Origin of the sequence: Endoryza foliicola (assembly GCF_050589245.1) — a bacterium.
GTDB classification, from domain to species: domain Bacteria; phylum Bacteroidota; class Bacteroidia; order Chitinophagales; family Chitinophagaceae; genus Endoryza; species Endoryza foliicola.
In genome coordinates, this window is sequence record NZ_JBOBEW010000001.1 from 24,502 (window position 1) to 41,062 (window position 16,561).

Here is a 16,561-nt window from a genome sequence, read left to right on the forward strand (position 1 = left end):
TTTTTTCGCTTTTTTGGCAGTTAACTGTTCAGGTTTGTTTCGCTTTTTACTTGAGCACTGGTTTTACCGAAGCGGCGTTCTCTTCCTTGGAAATCCAAAATGGCTTCGTAGAGGTTTTCTTTTCTGAAATCGGGCCAACGAACCGGCGTGAAATACAGTTCTGCATATGCTAATTGATACAATAAGAAATTACTGATGCGGTATTCTCCGCTGGTGCGAATCATCAATTCAGGATCGGGAAATTCGCTGGTGCTCAAATAGCGCTGCAGGGTATCCTGATTCACATCAGCTGCTTTGATGGTGCCGAGCTCAACATCGGAAGCAATTCTTTGAACTGCATTCACTAATTCCCAGCGACTGCTGTAGCTCAAAGCCATGATCAAATGGAGGCCGGTATTGGTGGAAGTCATGTCCAGACTTTCTTTCAGCGCCTGTTTGGCGTTTTCCGGAAGCATGCTATGATCGCCAATTACATGGAGTTTGATATTGTTTTTATTGAGTGTGGCTGTTTCTTTACGAATGGTTTCAACCAATAGTTCCATCAAACCGGTTACTTCATAAGCGGGTCGATCCCAGTTCTCGGTGCTAAATGCGTAAAGCGTTAGATAGCCTACCCCCAATTCAGCACAACCTTCCACGATATCGCGCACGCTTTCTACGCCATGAAAATGGCCGTAGAGGCGATCCTTCCCCTTTTCTTGCGCCCATCTTCCATTACCATCCATGATAATGGCGATATGCCGAGGGAGGCGTTCGGTATCAATTTGTTCTTTAAGGCTGCTCATGCTGTTTTTTAAGGCGCACAAAGTTAATGAAAAAGCCCCGTTTCGCTAGAAAATTCGTACCCGAGCGGGCAGATTGGGGTTTTGAGAGAAAGAAGAATTTGAAAGGGTTGTATTAAATTGATTGTGAATATATTATGAAGGGCTTGTTTGATTCACCGCAGCGGCGCGGCGATCGCAGCGTCTACGCAGCGTTAGCAGTCTTTCCAAATTTCCTCCATCTTCCCTCCTCCCTCATCCCTCCTATTTTTCACCACAGATTAGCCTCTGTAATTGGAGTAGCTTCACCGCAGCGACCGCTAAGTCCGCAACAAATTCGCAAAGCATTGCTGTATTTCCTCCTTCCTCGCTTCCTCTTCTCCTCGTTCCTGTATTCCGGCTGTTCAATTATTAATTATTACTTATTAATTATTGATTCTTTTTTCCTCTCCATTCCCTCGTTTTTCTCCCGTTGTATTCTGTGAAAGCTCACATGTGCAGCACAATAGGTCGAGTTAATTTCGAATCGTTAACCCAACTGCCATTGCAGTAATTCTAGAACTTGAAAACACTCACTATGACACCAGGAATTTGGATCAAACGCCTACGATTAACCAAAGACATGAAGCAGACCGCCATCGCAAAAAAGATGGGGATCACGCAACAAGCTTATTCGAAAATTGAAAACTCCCTGTGGATTCGAAAAGGGCGACTGCCCCAGATCTTATCTGCATTGGAAAGCAATATTGAAGAACTGACCAAAGTAGGTGAGTTGTTCAAGAAAAAAGACGTTATCAGCATGGAATTTCAGGAACCTGAAATGAAAATGAGAGCGTAATGAAAAAGGCCACCAAATGGTGGCCTTTTTTTATTAGTTGGCTGTTGGACAGCGATACGATGTTAAGTTGAATGAGATGGTAAACTCTGCAAACACATACTGGTCTTTTTGTTTGGGATTTCCTCTTTGTCTGCCTTCAATACCAATAATATCGCCACGCTCGTAGCTTCTGTCTTGTAATAAGCCGGCAGGAGATTTAGAACCATCGGGCAATAAAGGAAATTTATCTGCACCAACATAGGTTGTGCTTACGTCATCCAGATAATCGGTAGTGGTGAATCGATTGGCAACTTCAAATCCGATGTTTATTTTTTCATTCAAGTTGAATTTTACACCCACTCCTAAAGGAAAGGCGAAAGCCATGGTGCTATAAGGCTTGCGATCGGGATATGCATTGGTTCCTTGACCTTCGGTGCCTAACGGACGAAGGAAATATTTTTGACCTCCCAAAAACGCATAGGGATCATAGTTGAACAATCCTACTCCTAAAGTAACATAAGGTGTAAATCGATGGTAAGGATCTCCGGGTACAAACTTGAAGAAGTTGAAATCGCCTTGCAATCCCAATTCAAAAATATTGGTATTGAAACTGAGATTTCTGCGATACATGTATTCGTTATGCGTATTGTACACATCCGAATAACCCAATTTCGCATAGTGGGCAGCTATTCGAAGTCCAATGTAATTTCCGAATTGTTTTCTGAAGAATGCGCCAACCGCCAATTTCGGGCGATTGAGTTGCGCACGCGTATTTAAGTCACCAAAGTAATGAGCGGCACCAATACTGAATCCCAACTCACCTTCTTGAACAGTACTTTCATATTGAGCATTGGCTTTAAAGCTTATAAAGCTTGCCACCAATATCCCAGCAGCTAAGATCTTTAATTTCATAGCTGCAATATAATAAAATGCGGCAGTTGATAAAGGTTTATCCCTATAATATGCTGTTAATTGCGGGTATCCAGCCCCCAAGAAAGTTTGTTTCGAAGTGTTTGTAGGAAGTTGTTTTCATTCAATCGAATCAGCCCAATATCGAAGCGTTCTTTTCGTACGGCCAATTGTACTTTCTTGTTAACCAATTGTCTACGAGAGTCTAAGGCACAAATAAAATGATCGGTTCTCCCTTCAATTTCAAAAGAAATGACGTTGTTATCGGGTACCACAATGGGGCGCACATTGAGGTTATGCGGTGCCACCGGGGTAATTACAAAACTGGAAGAATCGGGGAAAATGATCGGACCACTACAGCTTAAGGAATAGCCTGTTGATCCTGTGGGTGTTGCAACAATAAGTCCATCCGACCAATAGGTATTTAAAAACTCACCATTCAAGTAAGTATGTACCTTGATCATGGGAGAGGTGTCGGTTTTATGAATCGCGAATTCATTAAGAGCATAGGGAACTTCTCCAAAAAGGGGTTGTTCAGCATCCAAGTGAATCAAACTACGACGATCAATGATCATGGTTCTGGTAACTATGGCTTGTACCGCACTGTGGATCTCTTCTCTACCTAGCGAAGCCAAAAAGCCCAATCTTCCAAAATTGATTCCTAGAACAGGGATATTCTTGTCTCTTACATAGGTAACCGTATCAAGTAGGGTGCCATCACCACCTAAGCTTATCATGCATTCGATCGTATCATCTAAGTCAGCAGAAGAAGAAAAGAGAGAGTAATGATTGGGCAGATGAACAGCGGGCTTTATTTTCTCAAAATAAGGCTCATAGATAACCGCCTCAATCTGTTCTTTGTTCAATTCATCCATCAATTGCTGCACAGCAGGCAAATGCTCCTGCTCCACTACCCTACTATAGATTGCTATTTTCATGAATGCATATTAATTGTTGTATCAGGCCTAGAAATCACTCTTGATGTGTAAAAATACCCCGTTTTGTCCTAATTGATTAAAACTATAATCGAACCGTACCACGAAATCATAAAAACTCACCATGTCTAAGCCCACCCCATAAGTATAGAGAAGTTTGTTGGTGAGCGAATTTTCCGGATTTACTTTATTGTACACTGAGCCCCAATCACCAAACACCCTTGCATAAAACTGGAAAGGAACTTCGCTATGCGATTTCGATTTCAAATGTGTGGGCACTTTGAATCGTATGATTTCTTTTCTTAAAGTTGATCTCGATAAAAAGGCAGCCACGCCATCTACAACGTATCGCTCCAAACCACGCAAGTACATGTCGCCAAAACCAAACATGCGCTGATTTACAAAGGGCTGCTCGAATGGCAACCGAATAACGGCTTGTGTTTGTGTGGAGAAATACCATTTCTTTTTCAAATCCCAGTTATTCATGAGCTTTCCTCCGAATTGCCACATGTTCATTTCACTTGAAAACCCTCGTTTTAAAAACGATACTTCCCCCATCCACCCTTTCAATGGATAAGGAATATAGTCTACTTTATAATAGTTCAAGTTGTACGACAGCTCAGGAAAAACGATGGATGTTTTTCCACCAAAGAAATATTTTGGATTGGCATTGATGACAGCCGAATCGATGTCTTGTCGCACCAAAGCCAGTCGCACACTATTGAAAGTTCGTAAGCCGGGGCGATAGGTATAGTCTACGTGTGCATACCAACGTCTGGTTCCTCCAAAAGAATCACTGAATTGTTGTTGGTTGTTGATGGTTGCGTAATTGATCTCTCGGTTAAAGCTATAGGTCATCCCTAATTTATAGCCGTGCTTCAAGGTTCGATCGGCATAGGGTTGTTCGTATTCAAACTGCAACTGTTGCGTATACCCGGTGATCAACCAAATTTTTAATTTATCATTTCTACCGGTGAAGTTGTTGTATTGAAATTTGAAGCCATAGTTGATACGTTGGATACCAACACCCTGACGGAAAAACTCATTGATATTTCTATCTACAGCCTTCGCATAAGGAATGGGAAAGATGTACCACCGTTCTTTCACTTCTACTCTAATATCAACCACGTAGCCTCTGAACGACTTAACAGATATGATTGCCTCGTTGAACAACTTTGTGTTCATAAGCTGTTGCCTGCCAATTTCAAAACCTTTTACGAGGTCGGGCAGATAAATAGAATCGCCTGTACTGAAAGGTAATTCACGCTTTACAATGTAATCTTTGGTTTTGTAATTTCCTTCAACAGTGATATCACCGATAATAAAGTGATTAGAACTAGAGGAAGAGCGGGCGCCAGTGGAATCGTGGTCTTCTAATATTTGTAATAAGTTAAGGTTTGGGCTCGAAGCTACTTGAGCTTGGGCACAAAAACCGGTCAGCAGGAGTAAAACTAACCCACAGTAATATAATTTAAGTTGTTGGTGCATGTACTAAAGCGGGTAGCGTCCCTTTCAGGAATCCACTGCTTTAAATATTCAGATAATTCATGAGATGATCAAAATTGCTTTTCAACTCATTTTCATATTGTTCTTCACCAAAAAAGTGACGAACAGAATACTCATAGCGTTGAAAGGTAGCAAGTATATCACTCACTTCGAATTTATTAATTTTCAGAGTAACAAGAAAAGATTCAGTGGCGGGATCCCAATGCGTATTAAGTTGAGTAATTTGAGCGTCGTTGGTTTCTACCAATTTGCTGATTTCAGAAAAAGAAAAAGCTTTGTTTTCCATTTCTAACACGATAATAGCGCCGGCTGTTTTTACGCCATTAATAGTGCCCAATTGTAACAAAAGATCTGCATTGGAAATCACTCCCAAATAATGGCCTTCTTTGTCTACCACCGGCACCACCGTAAGATGGTATTCGTTGGCCAATTGTACGGCTTCGAATACATGTGAATTAGCCTGTGCTGCAAGCTTAGAGAACCTACTTTGGATGACTTGAATTTCCTCTCCCTCATCAACAGAAAGCAAATCGGACTCTAAAACCAACCCTTCAAATAAATCACCATTCACCACCGCCAATTCAGAACAATGGTTCTCCTCCATCATATCCAATGCATGACGCACATCGTCTGTTAAACGAAGCGAAGGTATAGAGCTAGATAGGATGTTTTTATTCAACATCTTTTGAATATGATTTAGAGGTTAAAAAGGGACTCTCAGAACTAAGATTAGAACGTAGAAAGAGCCTTTTTATTTAGTAAGACGACAATTAAGGGTTTACCGCTGCCGGTTGACTCAATTTTGTCAAAAATTTATGAAGAATTTGATTGAACTCCTGAGGCACTTCCATCATAGGCGCATGACCGCATTTATCGATGAAATGGAGTTCACTATTGGGAATCAATTTGTGGAATTCTCGGCCCACAAAAGGAGGTGTTACTGCGTCGTTATTTCCCCAGATAAGAAGGGTTGGTTGTTTAATTTGGTTCAACTCTTCCCCCAAATTATTGCGGATGGCACTTTTTGCCAGTGCAATGATTTTGATGGCTTTAATTCTATTGTTAACGGTATTGTACACTTCGTCAACCAGTTCTTTGGTAGCTACCGCGGGATCGTAAAAGGTCACTTCCGTTTTCTTACGAATGTATTCATAATCGCCGCGCTTGGGGTAGGTATCACCCATTCCACTTTCGAATAGGCCTGAACTGCCCGTTAAAATGAGTGATTTAATTTTCTCGGGGTGTTTAAGCGTGTGCACTAAAGCCACGTGACCTCCCAAAGAATTACCTAAAAGGTTAATGCCGGTATAATTGCGGTTCTCAATGAATTTATGAACGTATTTCTGTAATCCACCCACGGAAGTATGCAATAGATCCAGATCAAACAAAGGAAGCATTGGCACCACTACTTTGTAATGATGACGGAAGTACTCAATTAAGTATTCGAAGTTACTCAATGCTCCGAACAAGCCATGCAGTAGCATCAGCGGCTCTCCCTCCCCTACCTCAATGTATTTAAACTTGTCAACTTCTTTGATCTCGTATTGCATCTTTTGTTCTTAAGAGTTCTATTCAAATAATCGCTAAAATAACTGTTTTACCGCAAATATGTACACTTCTTAGTTTTCTTGGATTTTTTCAGCAACATTTCCGAAGAAATATTCCAACTGTTGAAACATATTTTTGAACCAAGGAATAACAGCACCCAAACCGTTTAACAAGCCAGGACCCCAATCACCAATAACCGGATAAACAACCGATTCTTGTACAGTGCTTGGTTGAATAATTTTGCCTTTCACCAAATAAAATAGAAGGATACTGAATATAGTGGTGTATAACACTGTATATAAAATAGCACCCCCAAGTTTATTTACCCAGCCTACAAAGGCTAATTCCATGGATGTTTCGATAAACTTTGCGATCAATCGAACTACTAGCACCACGGCAACCAATACACCCACAAAACTCAACATCGGCAACCAAACACTTACCTCCTTATCATCGCCCCGAAAATGCGCTGCTACCACTACCGAAAGTTTTGTAGCTGCTGCCAATCCAATGAAAATGGCGAAGAAAGAAAACAGCGCAACAATGAGGCCCTTTTTCAATCCTTTAATGATGGCTATGGCCACCACAATCATATATAATAAGTCGATTGACACTTCAGATTACTTCGCCAACAGTTCTTTTACCAAAGCGCTGATGGTTTTACCATCGGCTTGACCGGCTAATTCTTTCGTAGCCGCGCCCATCACTTTCCCCATGTCTTGAGGACCAGCAGCCCCTACTTTGGAAATAATAGCACTGATCAAAGGCTTTAATTCATCGGCCGATAATTGCTTGGGTAAAAACAGCTCAATGATTTCGATCTCCTCGATCTCTTTTTGAGCCAGATCGGGACGGTTCTGCTGCTGGTAAATCTCCAATGAATCCTTTCTTTGCTTTACCAGTTTTTGCAAGAGTTTGGTTTCTTCAGCTTCGGAAACTTCTCCCGAAGCCCCTTCAGCTGTTTTCGCCAACAATAAAGCTGCTTTTATCGCACGTAAACTTCTCAACGCCTTCTCATCTTTAGCCAACATAGCCGTTTTCAAGGAAGCCGTAATTTTTTGTTCTAAACTCATAATCAACACTTTAGATTATTGAATCTTGTTCTCTTTTTCTTGTAATTCGGCAAAACGCTTATAAAAATCATGAGCGAATTGCTTCATTTTGTTAACCAACTCCTGCTGGTGCGTGGCTCTGTCGAATGAGTCAGCCATGGTCATCAGGGTTTGATAATAGAAATCTGCCATTTCATCTACCCTCATTTCTTTGGTCCAAAGGTCCATTCGAAGGGCTGCATTGTCGGCACCATCCCAAAAAGACACCATAAAGGCTTTCGCATCTCTTGGTTTTTCTGCGGTACTGTCGGTTGCTTTCCATTGAATGGATTCGGGAACTCTCTTTTCGTCCAATCCAACTTCAATTGTTATGGTTGATTTTTGCATAAGTAATTCTTCTTAGTGATTCGCTATCAATTGAATGCAAAATTACCAATCTTAAATGGCTTTTGATACCCAAAAATAACTGCGCACTTTATAGATATAAAATAGTTTTAATGTAAATTGAAATTGAATAACTTATGTATTAATATAGTTATGTTACCGAGGAAAAACTGCGCTAAAGGTTCGGATTTTACGGTGTAAAAAAAATAAGTAGTTACACTTTGCATCCCAATTTTACGTTATCTAGCTTTGTTACAGCAATCCGTAATACCCAAAGTAAAATCAGTACCTATGAAACAACGATACTCAAAAGTGTCAATATTATTGACCTGCTTAACCCTTATCCTCTACTTACCCTTACCCATAAGAGCACAATGCTTATGTACCGATGGTAGTAATCCAAGCACCGTTTCTTATCAGCAAACCCGTTTGATTCGTCCAATCGATGACTCTACCGACTTCAATTTAAGTCAGTTTGACCCAGCAATCGGTGAATTGGTGTGCGTGAACGTCTATTCTTATCTTACTTCAGTAGTGAGAATGCGTTTGGAGAACGATGAGATCTATCCTCTGAACTATCGTATCTCTTATACGCGTACCGACCAAATTCTAGGTCCGGGTTTATCCCCTACAATTTCTGCCAACTTTTCAAAGAACTATGGTCCATATACTCTTGCAGAAAGTGATGGTAATACCTTCTCAGGACCCGATTACATTTTTATTGGTCCTGACAGTGTATTGAAAAATCAATACCTCAGTCGTACAATCAGTTCAAATGTGGTTCCTTTTCTTGGAAATGGCACACTTACTTACTATTACAAGTTAACAGGTAAAACAACCGTAACGGGTGGTGTGAACTATATTTTCTCGGTAAGTTCACAAGACTTCGTAACCGTGGGAGTTGAATACAATTACTGTATAACTGCCTTATTAGCTAGTGGTATGGCAGATTTCAATGTTGCTAAAAAGTCGAAAGAAGATGTTTTATTGACTTGGACCACCAACAATGAAAGCGCCGCCAACAAATACTTAATTGAATATTCTACAAATGGAAGAGATTTCCAATCGGCCGGAACGGTGGATGCCCGCACGGTTGTAGGAAGTACCGCTTCTAAATACGAGTTCAACTATAAGGCGAACCAAACTGCCGGAAAACTTTATTTCAGAGTAAAGCAAGTACAAAGCAGTGGTAAATGGGCCGCTACCGCTATCAAAGGTGTTTCTTTTGATGGAACAACGGTAGGTGGAATCTCTGTATTCCCTAACCCGGCTCGTGCGAAATTCCAAATGATGTTTGAGCAGCCAATCACCGGTGATTATGCTGTAGAATTGGTAAATATGAGCGGTCAGGTGATGTACAACAGAACCATGAGTGTTCAACAAAGCAATGTAATTAACCTGGAATTGAACAGCCAGCCACCTGCAGGAGTGTATATCTTGAGAGCGAAAGAAGTAAGAACAGGTGCGGTTTACAGCTCTAAAGTGTCGATTACAAAATAAGAACTTATTCCCTGCGTTTTTATACTAAAGGCCCTGTCGGAGGGCCTTTTTTCATTCTGATATTACTTTCTTACTTTTGTTTATTATCAAATTAGTTTAATGGAATATAATACTACGAGAAACCATCTCATTATGAAGGAATATGGCAGGCATATTCAACGCATGGTTGAATACCTGTTAACCTTAGAGGACAGAGAAACGCGTCAGCGCAATGCCTACGCTGTGATCGAACTAATGGGATTCTTAAACCCTCACTTAAAAAATGTGGAAGACTTCCGTCATAAATTATGGGATCATTTGTTTTTGATCTCCGATTTCAAATTAGACGTTGACTCTCCGTATCCCATCCCTACGCGCGAAACATTAAAAGCCAGACCTCAGCCTTTACCTTATCCAAAGCGTTATCCAAGACATTATCACTTGGGTAAAAACATGGAGTTGGTAATTGACAAAGCGTTGAAGGAAGAAAATCCTGAAAAACGTCAGGGTTTCGCGAATGCTGTGGCATATTATATGAAGTTGGCTTACAGTAACTGGCACAAAGAGACCGTTCACGACGATGCCATTCAAAGTGAACTATCGAACATTACCGAAGGTCAACTTACATTTACGAATACACCGTTTGTGAGAACTCCTCGTCCGGGTGGCGATAACCGCGACAGAGACCGCGGCAATTTCGATTACCGTAACAAACGCAATCAGAAATTTGGCCATCAACAAAGAGGTGGAGGCGGAAGCAATAATAGAAATGACAGAAACGACCGCAACGATCGTAATGACCGTAATAACAATGGTGGCAAGTTCAAAAAGAAACGCTACTAAACCGCTATCCTTCGAGCCAAACAACACTAACTAGTTTAACCCTTTATTACTTCGCTGCATGAATGTATTTGAAGTAACCGGCGGCAAACGACTCAAAGGCGATATTGTTCCGCAAGGTGCTAAAAACGAGGCCTTGCAAATTATCAGCGCCGTTTTGTTAACTCCAGAGCCGGTAACCATCACCAATATTCCAGACATTCTGGACGTAAATTTATTGATTGAATTATTGGGCGAAATGAACGTTGGGATTGAAAGACCCAGCAGAGATACCTGCATCTTTAAAGCCGATAATGTAAACATCGATTATTTACACAGCGAAGCTTTCAAAAAGAAAAGTGGGAGACTGCGTGGCTCGGTAATGTTGGCCGGCCCCATGTTGTCGCGCTTTAGAAAAGCATTCATTCCTAAACCGGGCGGTGATAAAATTGGTCGTCGCAGGTTAGATACCCATATCATTGGATTTGAAAAGTTAGGTGCAGAATTCAACTACCATCCTGAAGATGGTTTTTTCCATTTGGAAGCTCCAAATTTAACCGGCACTACTTTATTGCTCGATGAGCCTTCTGTTACCGGTACGGCCAATATTATTATGGCGGCGGTAATGGCAAAAGGAACGACCACTATTTACAATGCTGCCTGTGAGCCCTATATACAGCAACTCAGTAAGATGCTGATTCGCATGGGTGCGAAAATCAGTGGCGTTGGAAGTAATTTGTTGGTTATTGAAGGCGTGAGCTATCTGGGTGGCACGCAACACCGCATGCTACCTGATATGATTGAGATCGGCTCTTTCATTGGATTGGCTGCAATGATACAAAGTGATATTACTATTAAGAATGCCGGCATAGAACACCTTGGAATCATTCCTGAAAAATTCCGTCAACTGGGCATTCAGATGGAATTCAAGGGCGACGATATTCATATACCCGAACAAGAGATCTATGAAATACAACGCTATCTCGATGGTGGCGTACTAACTATTTATGATCATCCTTGGCCTGGTTTCACTCCCGATTTATTGAGTATTGTTTTGGTAACAGCGATCCAAGCAAAGGGAAGCGTGTTGATTCATCAGAAGATGTTTGAAAGCCGCTTGTTCTTTGTAGACAAACTCATTGACATGGGCGCTCAAATCATTTTGTGTGATCCACACCGTGCGGTTGTAATTGGTTTAGAAAGAGAACAGAAATTAAGAGGCATTACTATGAGTAGTCCCGACATCAGAGCGGGTGTAAGCTTGTTGATTGCAGCCTTAAGTGCGGAGGGAAAAAGCATCATTCAAAACATCGAACAAATTGATCGCGGATACCAATATATTGATGAGCGTTTGAAAAATATTGGAGCAGAAATTTCGAGGAAGTCGATATAGATTACTTCACCGCGGTAGTTGTTCACCGCAACGAGCGCAAAGAACGCGAAGGTTTCGCAGAGATTTCCTCCTTCTTAATTTTTCATCACTCCTATCCTTCGGAACAAGTTTTGTGTTATTGAGTTCAGTGTATTAGGCATTGGGCTTTAGGGCTAGGCTTTTTTGACCACAGAACACACAAATTGAAACATATTCTCTCAGATTAGAGCTGAAATTATATCAGTCTTGTATACTTCTTCTTTTACCGCAGCGATCGCAGCGTTTTCGCAGCGCTAGCGGTCTCTCCGCCTTTCCTACCTTCCAACAACAGCGTTGCCTGTCCCGTATAGTTCATCACGTGAAAAGCGGACTAATATTTCATTCCCACATTCACAAACTCCCAAATTCACCAATTATCTCCCTGGTTGTTTCATTCTTAATTCTTAACTCCCCCTGTTCCTCCCCCTTGTTCTTTCTCTGTATTTTCTCTCATCCTCGTTCCTGTATTCCCCTTGTTCCTCCTCTTGTTCTTTCTCTGTATTTCCTCTATCCTCGTCTCCTCTATCCTCGTTCCTATTTTCGGCTGTTCCATTATTAATTATTAATTCTTAATTATTAATTAATCCCCCATGTTGAATTCCTCACCACTTCATGTTTTTTTCCTCAAAACTTCTTGATGTAATCTACCATCAAAAAAAGTATTTTCCTCCAAACGCAGTACCATAGCGTGTTTCACAACTTTTTTCCCCTAGCTTTACACAACTATCATGATTAATCGAAAAAATTTCAAACTATGATATTTGTATCCATTTATTTCGTGTGCTTTACCGTGTGTATTCTTGGTGCCTTTTTAATGATTTTTGAACTGATCAATAATTATCATTGGATCAAGATCATTTTTCTTAGCATGTTTGTTTTAGCCGGAATTGGCGTAGTGAGTTTTACTTTCTATGTTTTTGAAAAACAAAAATGGTTGCTCGACCTAGAAGTGATCGACGGCACCAAACTTCAGGGGCGAAGTCCGGAACGACTCTTCACCTTCTATATCGACGATTTCAAACCCGGCTCTAAAGTTTTGAATGGAAAAGACAAGTTGTTCAGCAGAAACGACAGTTGTGTTTGGCTAGAATTTGAAGTGAGCCCCACAGAACTTTCCTATTTGTTAAAGCGCGATCGGTTCCACAAAATTGATATGGACACCTTAAGCTGTTCAGTGGAAGAATACCCTTTATTTGGAGAGAAACCTGTTTGGTTTAAACAACGAAAAGAGGTTCAACCTTACACTATTTATGAAGCTGATGTTATGATGCAGCGGCTTGGTTCACAATGGATGATTGTTTCTAAAGACAGTACGCATGTGTTGTATTACCGTCCCGCTCGATGAGCCAAAAGAAAAGTTGACTGATTGTATAAACAGATCGACAACAAAACGATGATCACTTAATTAACAGGAAGTTCTCATCATTGAAATGATTATATTCGGTGCCTATTCATGAACATGGAGCAATGGAGAGACTATAATCGTTTTTTTGATGAAGCTTCTATGAGTGCCTTACTCGCTATTTTCGACAAAGCGGGTATCGCTTACTTGGTAGAACAGGAAAAGGAAATGGTAGACCCTATCTATTTCGGTCGTCCCATAGAACCAATGTTTGTTGTAAAAATCCGTCCCTCGGCCACCGTGAAGGCAGATCAAGCCTTGGAAATGAAAGCCAGTTCAGATTTTGAACAGCAAGAGATCCCTGAATATTTGAAGCAAATGGAACCGGAGGAGTTGAAGGCGATCTTATATGAAACAGACAGTTGGAATGTGTACGATCGTAAGATGGCTTCACTAATACTCAATTCCCCTGATAGCAGTATAGATAAAGGCGCCACCATTTCAACAGAACTTAGTATACCGTTAATTATCTTAAGTTATGTGCTAAGTTTTATCGTTTTCGTTGGGCCATTTATTTGGTATACTCTCTGCTTTGCCACCAAAACCACCAACACGGGCCGGTCGATCCCTATTTTTGGCAAGCGAACCCGGGCAAATGGATGGGTGATTGGGGTCATTGCTTTGTACAACTTGGTCAATTTTATTTTGAAGCGAAGCACTTAACAGATGCGTTTTTAAGCCCTATCTTTGCGCATGGTTCAGCATCCCATCATTATCATTACAGCCCCGTCGGGTGCGGGCAAAACCTCCATCACCAAATACTTATTGGAGAAATACCCTCAGTTGTCGTTTTCCATATCAGCAGCAACTCGTGAGCAGAGAGCACATGAAAAAAACGGAATCGATTACTACTTTATGTCGGTAGAAGATTTTCGACAAAAAATTCAAAATCAAGAGTTTGTAGAGTGGGAAATGGTGTATGAAGGGAAGTACTATGGAACCCTAAAAATGGAACTCGAGCGTATTTGGGGCCAAAACAGAGTTCCGGTGCTGGATATTGACGTTAAAGGAGCCATCCATGTTCAATCGCAATACCCCGATTCCAGCCTTTCTATTTTCATAGAACCCCCTTCTGTAGAAGAATTGAGAAGAAGATTGATGAGCAGAGGCACCGAAACCGAACAAACCCTAGCCGACCGGGTAAACAAGGCCAGTTATGAGATCTCTTTCAAAGATCATTTCGACCAAGTAATTGTAAATGAAGAACTTAGCAAAGCTCAAGCGGAAGCTTGCACGATTATAGAGGAGTTTATGGCGAAAGGATAGGACAATCCTGCCTTGTTTTATACATTTGTAGCTACTATGAATACCACAATAGTCCTGATAATAGTGATTCTGATCGTGCTTTTAATGGCCTTTTATTCGGGCATTGAAGTGGCTTTTGCGGCGGCCAACAGATTGAATGTTGAACTCAAGAAAAAGCAAGGATCGGAAAGCGGCATTTTACTTTCGAAATTTTTTGAACACCCCTCTCGGTTTATAGGCGTTACCATTGTTGCATATAATTTCTTCTTGGTATGCTTCATTTTATTAGTGAGTACTTTCTGGAAAGTATTGCTCGACCTGAGCCCTTTCATCAACAAATACTTCAACGACAGTGGCAAAACCTGGATGCGGATTTTCATTGAAATTGTTTTGTCGTTGATAGTGGTAGTACTAATAAGCGATATCATTCCCAGAGCCATCTTCCGCGCCAAAGCCGACTCCATGCTGAATTTCGGAGCCAGAAGCGGTTTGCTAAGAGCCAGTGATTTTGCGTTTTGGTGGATTGCAAAACCCTTTATCAATATTTCTAATTGGATTCTCGATATCATTTTTAACGTTCGTGTAGACAAACGCAAAGAATCGTTTTCAAGGGCTGATCTGGATTACTTGATCCAACAAACAGGCCCTATCAACGATGAAAATCAGAACATGAATGCTGCCCTCTTCAAAGCAGCATTAACTTTACCGAAGGTAAAAATTCGTGAGTCCTTGATTCCCAGAAAGGAAATTGAAGCCATTCCGTTAACGGCTAGCATCGAGGAAATGCGTCAAAAAATGATTGCCACCAAATTGAGCAAATTGGTAGTGTACGATCAAAATATTGATCAGATTCTGGGTTATGTGCACCAATTAGACCTTTTCAAAAGCCCTGCTTCGGTAAAAGACATTTTGCTTCCCATACCGGCCGTTCCGGAAAGCATGAGTGTAAGTGATTTGATAAGCCGCTTCACCAAAGAGCGCAAATCCATAGCTTGGGTTGTAGATGAATTTGGAGGAACAGCGGGCATTGTAACCATGGAAGACTTACTGGAAGAGATTTTTGGAGAAATAAAAGACGAATTCGATGTAGAAGAATTGGAGGAAAAGCGCATCAATGAAAACGAATTCATTTTTTCAGGCCGCTTGGAACTCGACTATCTCAACGAGCATTATGGCTTGGAATTTCCGGAAAACGAGTCTGAAACACTATCCGGCTATATTATCCATCAACACGAGAAAATACCCCGACAAAAGGAGCGGATTGTAATTGGGGACTATGAATTCGAGGTGCTCCAAGTAACTGATACTCGAATTGAGTCGGTGAAATTGAAACGATTACAGTAAAACTGAAAGTTAATCCACTGTTTTCGATTGGCGACCCGACCGAATACCCTTAAATTTGCTCCACTTTTCGCTATGGCATTACCATTTTTTAATAAGAGGAACAAGGATAATCAGGAGATGTCGTTCGTGGATCATCTGGAAGAGCTCCGCGGACATATAACCCGATCTATACTAGTGATTTTGGTTTTTGCAATTACCATTTTCATATACATCGACGAGATCTTTGATTATGTGATCATGGGACCCATGCGCCCAAACTTTATCACCTATACCGGTTTGTGCAATTTCAGTCATTGGGCCAAATTAGGCGACGCCCTTTGTATGCCGGCTCCGAATGTGAAATTACAGGCTATGAACTTCAGTACGCAGTTCATGTCGAGCATCACCATTGCCTTTGTAGGTGGATTCATAGTTGCCTTTCCTTATGTATTCTGGGAATTTTGGAAATTCATTCGCCCTGCCTTAAATCAAAAAGAATTGAAAGCTGCCAGAGGCGGTATTTTCTGGGTCTCTTTCTTCTTTTTCACCGGAGCAGCTTTTGGTTATTTTTTGTTGGCTCCTTTTACGTTTAGCTTCTTGGCCAACTATACGATGGGTAAAACCGGATTTGTAACCACCATCCCTACTTTGGACGACTATACAGAAAACATGGTCGACATTATTTTAGGGGCCGGGATCGCATTCCAATTACCAATCATCAGTTATGTGCTTACCAAAATAGGATTGATTACTCCTAACTTTTTACGCACTTATCGCAAATATGCACTGGTAGCAATTCTTGTGATTGCCGCCGTTATTACCCCATCTCCTGATTGGACCAGTCAAATGTTGGTATTCGTGCCATTGGCTTTGTTGTTTGAAATTGGGGTGATTATTTCAGCGAGAGTGTACAAGGCTGAACAAAAGAAAATGAATGAGTGGTAATAGATAACGAACTTTAAACGAATTC

General features: G+C 41.1%; 19 protein-coding genes. 9 read left to right on the forward strand and 10 right to left on the reverse strand.

What is annotated here, in order from left to right; all coding sequences use genetic code 11:
- Positions 1-20: 20 nt before the first annotated feature.
- Entirely contained in the window at positions 21-785 is a 765-nt protein-coding gene (locus ACQ2HE_RS00050) for an isoprenyl transferase (RefSeq protein WP_430895785.1), read from the reverse strand.
- A gap of 553 nt (positions 786-1,338) precedes the next feature.
- Between ACQ2HE_RS00050 and ACQ2HE_RS00055 the strand changes: the two genes are divergently transcribed.
- Positions 1,339-1,599 (forward strand): helix-turn-helix domain-containing protein, encoded by a 261-nt coding sequence (locus tag ACQ2HE_RS00055; RefSeq protein ID WP_430895783.1) that lies wholly within the window; start codon positions 1,339-1,341, stop codon positions 1,597-1,599.
- A gap of 33 nt (positions 1,600-1,632) precedes the next feature.
- On the opposite strand, the gene porG is transcribed toward ACQ2HE_RS00055, so the two are convergent.
- The 8 genes from porG to gldC all read right to left on the reverse strand — a co-directional run bounded on the left by porG (position 1,633) and on the right by gldC (position 7,915).
- Positions 1,633-2,490 (reverse strand): type IX secretion system protein PorG, encoded by an 858-nt coding sequence (porG, locus tag ACQ2HE_RS00060; protein WP_430895781.1) that lies wholly within the window; start codon positions 2,488-2,490, stop codon positions 1,633-1,635.
- A gap of 56 nt (positions 2,491-2,546) precedes the next feature.
- Complete coding sequence (locus tag ACQ2HE_RS00065; protein WP_430895779.1) at positions 2,547-3,425, reverse strand: NAD kinase; 879 nt, start codon at positions 3,423-3,425, stop codon at positions 2,547-2,549.
- 27 nt (positions 3,426-3,452) lie between these two features.
- Positions 3,453-4,910, reverse strand: coding sequence for a POTRA domain-containing protein (locus ACQ2HE_RS00070; protein WP_430895777.1), 1,458 nt, complete (start codon positions 4,908-4,910; stop codon positions 3,453-3,455).
- Between the two features lie 40 nt (positions 4,911-4,950).
- Positions 4,951-5,610, reverse strand: a complete 660-nt coding sequence (locus ACQ2HE_RS00075) for a CBS domain-containing protein (RefSeq protein WP_430895775.1) — start codon at positions 5,608-5,610, stop codon at positions 4,951-4,953.
- A gap of 88 nt (positions 5,611-5,698) precedes the next feature.
- Positions 5,699-6,478, reverse strand: a complete 780-nt coding sequence (locus ACQ2HE_RS00080) for an alpha/beta fold hydrolase (protein ID WP_430895773.1) — start codon at positions 6,476-6,478, stop codon at positions 5,699-5,701.
- Between the two features lie 69 nt (positions 6,479-6,547).
- Positions 6,548-7,090, reverse strand: coding sequence for a CvpA family protein (locus ACQ2HE_RS00085; protein ID WP_430895771.1), 543 nt, complete (start codon positions 7,088-7,090; stop codon positions 6,548-6,550).
- A gap of 6 nt (positions 7,091-7,096) precedes the next feature.
- On the reverse strand, positions 7,097-7,549 hold the full coding sequence (locus ACQ2HE_RS00090; protein WP_430895769.1) for a GatB/YqeY domain-containing protein: 453 nt from the start codon (positions 7,547-7,549) through the stop codon (positions 7,097-7,099).
- 15 nt (positions 7,550-7,564) lie between these two features.
- On the reverse strand, positions 7,565-7,915 hold the full coding sequence (gene gldC, locus ACQ2HE_RS00095; protein WP_430895767.1) for a gliding motility protein GldC: 351 nt from the start codon (positions 7,913-7,915) through the stop codon (positions 7,565-7,567).
- Between the two features lie 288 nt (positions 7,916-8,203).
- On the opposite strand from gldC, the gene ACQ2HE_RS00100 reads away from it, so the two are divergent.
- The 3 genes from ACQ2HE_RS00100 (at position 8,204) to murA (ending at position 11,603) form a co-directional block, all read left to right on the forward strand.
- The gene (locus tag ACQ2HE_RS00100; RefSeq protein ID WP_430895765.1) at positions 8,204-9,412 is read left to right on the forward strand and encodes a choice-of-anchor E domain-containing protein; all 1,209 of its coding nucleotides are present in this window, start codon (positions 8,204-8,206) and stop codon (positions 9,410-9,412) included.
- A gap of 99 nt (positions 9,413-9,511) precedes the next feature.
- Positions 9,512-10,234 (forward strand): DUF4290 domain-containing protein, encoded by a 723-nt coding sequence (locus ACQ2HE_RS00105; protein WP_430895763.1) that lies wholly within the window; start codon positions 9,512-9,514, stop codon positions 10,232-10,234.
- 58 nt (positions 10,235-10,292) lie between these two features.
- On the forward strand, positions 10,293-11,603 hold the full coding sequence (murA, locus tag ACQ2HE_RS00110; protein WP_430895761.1) for a UDP-N-acetylglucosamine 1-carboxyvinyltransferase: 1,311 nt from the start codon (positions 10,293-10,295) through the stop codon (positions 11,601-11,603).
- 415 nt (positions 11,604-12,018) lie between these two features.
- Here the strand turns inward: murA and ACQ2HE_RS00115 are convergent, their stop codons facing one another.
- Positions 12,019-12,174, reverse strand: coding sequence for a hypothetical protein (locus ACQ2HE_RS00115; RefSeq protein WP_430895759.1), 156 nt, complete (start codon positions 12,172-12,174; stop codon positions 12,019-12,021).
- A gap of 201 nt (positions 12,175-12,375) precedes the next feature.
- Between ACQ2HE_RS00115 and ACQ2HE_RS00120 the strand changes: the two genes are divergently transcribed.
- The 5 genes from ACQ2HE_RS00120 (at position 12,376) to tatC (ending at position 16,536) form a co-directional block, all read left to right on the forward strand.
- On the forward strand, positions 12,376-12,966 hold the full coding sequence (locus ACQ2HE_RS00120; RefSeq protein WP_430895757.1) for a hypothetical protein: 591 nt from the start codon (positions 12,376-12,378) through the stop codon (positions 12,964-12,966).
- 114 nt (positions 12,967-13,080) lie between these two features.
- The gene (locus ACQ2HE_RS00125) at positions 13,081-13,686 is read left to right on the forward strand and encodes a hypothetical protein (RefSeq protein ID WP_430895755.1); all 606 of its coding nucleotides are present in this window, start codon (positions 13,081-13,083) and stop codon (positions 13,684-13,686) included.
- A 30-nt stretch (positions 13,687-13,716) separates the two neighbouring features.
- A complete protein-coding gene (gene gmk, locus ACQ2HE_RS00130) occupies positions 13,717-14,289 on the forward strand; it encodes a guanylate kinase (RefSeq protein ID WP_430895753.1) in 573 nt (190 codons plus the stop codon).
- A 36-nt stretch (positions 14,290-14,325) separates the two neighbouring features.
- The gene (locus tag ACQ2HE_RS00135; protein WP_430895751.1) at positions 14,326-15,612 is read left to right on the forward strand and encodes a hemolysin family protein; all 1,287 of its coding nucleotides are present in this window, start codon (positions 14,326-14,328) and stop codon (positions 15,610-15,612) included.
- Between the two features lie 72 nt (positions 15,613-15,684).
- Complete coding sequence (tatC, locus tag ACQ2HE_RS00140; protein ID WP_430895749.1) at positions 15,685-16,536, forward strand: twin-arginine translocase subunit TatC; 852 nt, start codon at positions 15,685-15,687, stop codon at positions 16,534-16,536.
- The last annotated feature ends 25 nt before the right edge of the window (positions 16,537-16,561 follow it).

What these genes read in the sequence shown, in the direction of transcription:
- ACQ2HE_RS00135 (WP_430895751.1), top strand. Translation starts at nt 14,326, where the DNA reads ATGAATACCACAATAGTCCTGATAATAGTGATTCTGATCGTGCTTTTA.
- murA (WP_430895761.1), top strand. Translation starts at nt 10,293, where the DNA reads ATGAATGTATTTGAAGTAACCGGCGGCAAACGACTCAAAGGCGATATT.
- ACQ2HE_RS00080 (WP_430895773.1), bottom strand. Translation starts at nt 6,478, where the DNA reads ATGCAATACGAGATCAAAGAAGTTGACAAGTTTAAATACATTGAGGTA.
- ACQ2HE_RS00055 (WP_430895783.1), top strand. Translation starts at nt 1,339, where the DNA reads ATGACACCAGGAATTTGGATCAAACGCCTACGATTAACCAAAGACATG.
- ACQ2HE_RS00100 (WP_430895765.1), top strand. Translation starts at nt 8,204, where the DNA reads ATGAAACAACGATACTCAAAAGTGTCAATATTATTGACCTGCTTAACC.
- ACQ2HE_RS00090 (WP_430895769.1), bottom strand. Translation starts at nt 7,549, where the DNA reads ATGAGTTTAGAACAAAAAATTACGGCTTCCTTGAAAACGGCTATGTTG.
- gmk (WP_430895753.1), top strand. Translation starts at nt 13,717, where the DNA reads ATGGTTCAGCATCCCATCATTATCATTACAGCCCCGTCGGGTGCGGGC.
- ACQ2HE_RS00065 (WP_430895779.1), bottom strand. Translation starts at nt 3,425, where the DNA reads ATGAAAATAGCAATCTATAGTAGGGTAGTGGAGCAGGAGCATTTGCCT.
- ACQ2HE_RS00070 (WP_430895777.1), bottom strand. Translation starts at nt 4,910, where the DNA reads ATGCACCAACAACTTAAATTATATTACTGTGGGTTAGTTTTACTCCTG.
- ACQ2HE_RS00075 (WP_430895775.1), bottom strand. Translation starts at nt 5,610, where the DNA reads ATGTTGAATAAAAACATCCTATCTAGCTCTATACCTTCGCTTCGTTTA.
- gldC (WP_430895767.1), bottom strand. Translation starts at nt 7,915, where the DNA reads ATGCAAAAATCAACCATAACAATTGAAGTTGGATTGGACGAAAAGAGA.
- ACQ2HE_RS00105 (WP_430895763.1), top strand. Translation starts at nt 9,512, where the DNA reads ATGGAATATAATACTACGAGAAACCATCTCATTATGAAGGAATATGGC.
- ACQ2HE_RS00050 (WP_430895785.1), bottom strand. Translation starts at nt 785, where the DNA reads ATGAGCAGCCTTAAAGAACAAATTGATACCGAACGCCTCCCTCGGCAT.
- ACQ2HE_RS00120 (WP_430895757.1), top strand. Translation starts at nt 12,376, where the DNA reads ATGATATTTGTATCCATTTATTTCGTGTGCTTTACCGTGTGTATTCTT.
- ACQ2HE_RS00125 (WP_430895755.1), top strand. Translation starts at nt 13,081, where the DNA reads ATGGAGCAATGGAGAGACTATAATCGTTTTTTTGATGAAGCTTCTATG.
- ACQ2HE_RS00115 (WP_430895759.1), bottom strand. Translation starts at nt 12,174, where the DNA reads ATGGAACAGCCGAAAATAGGAACGAGGATAGAGGAGACGAGGATAGAG.
- porG (WP_430895781.1), bottom strand. Translation starts at nt 2,490, where the DNA reads ATGAAATTAAAGATCTTAGCTGCTGGGATATTGGTGGCAAGCTTTATA.
- tatC (WP_430895749.1), top strand. Translation starts at nt 15,685, where the DNA reads ATGGCATTACCATTTTTTAATAAGAGGAACAAGGATAATCAGGAGATG.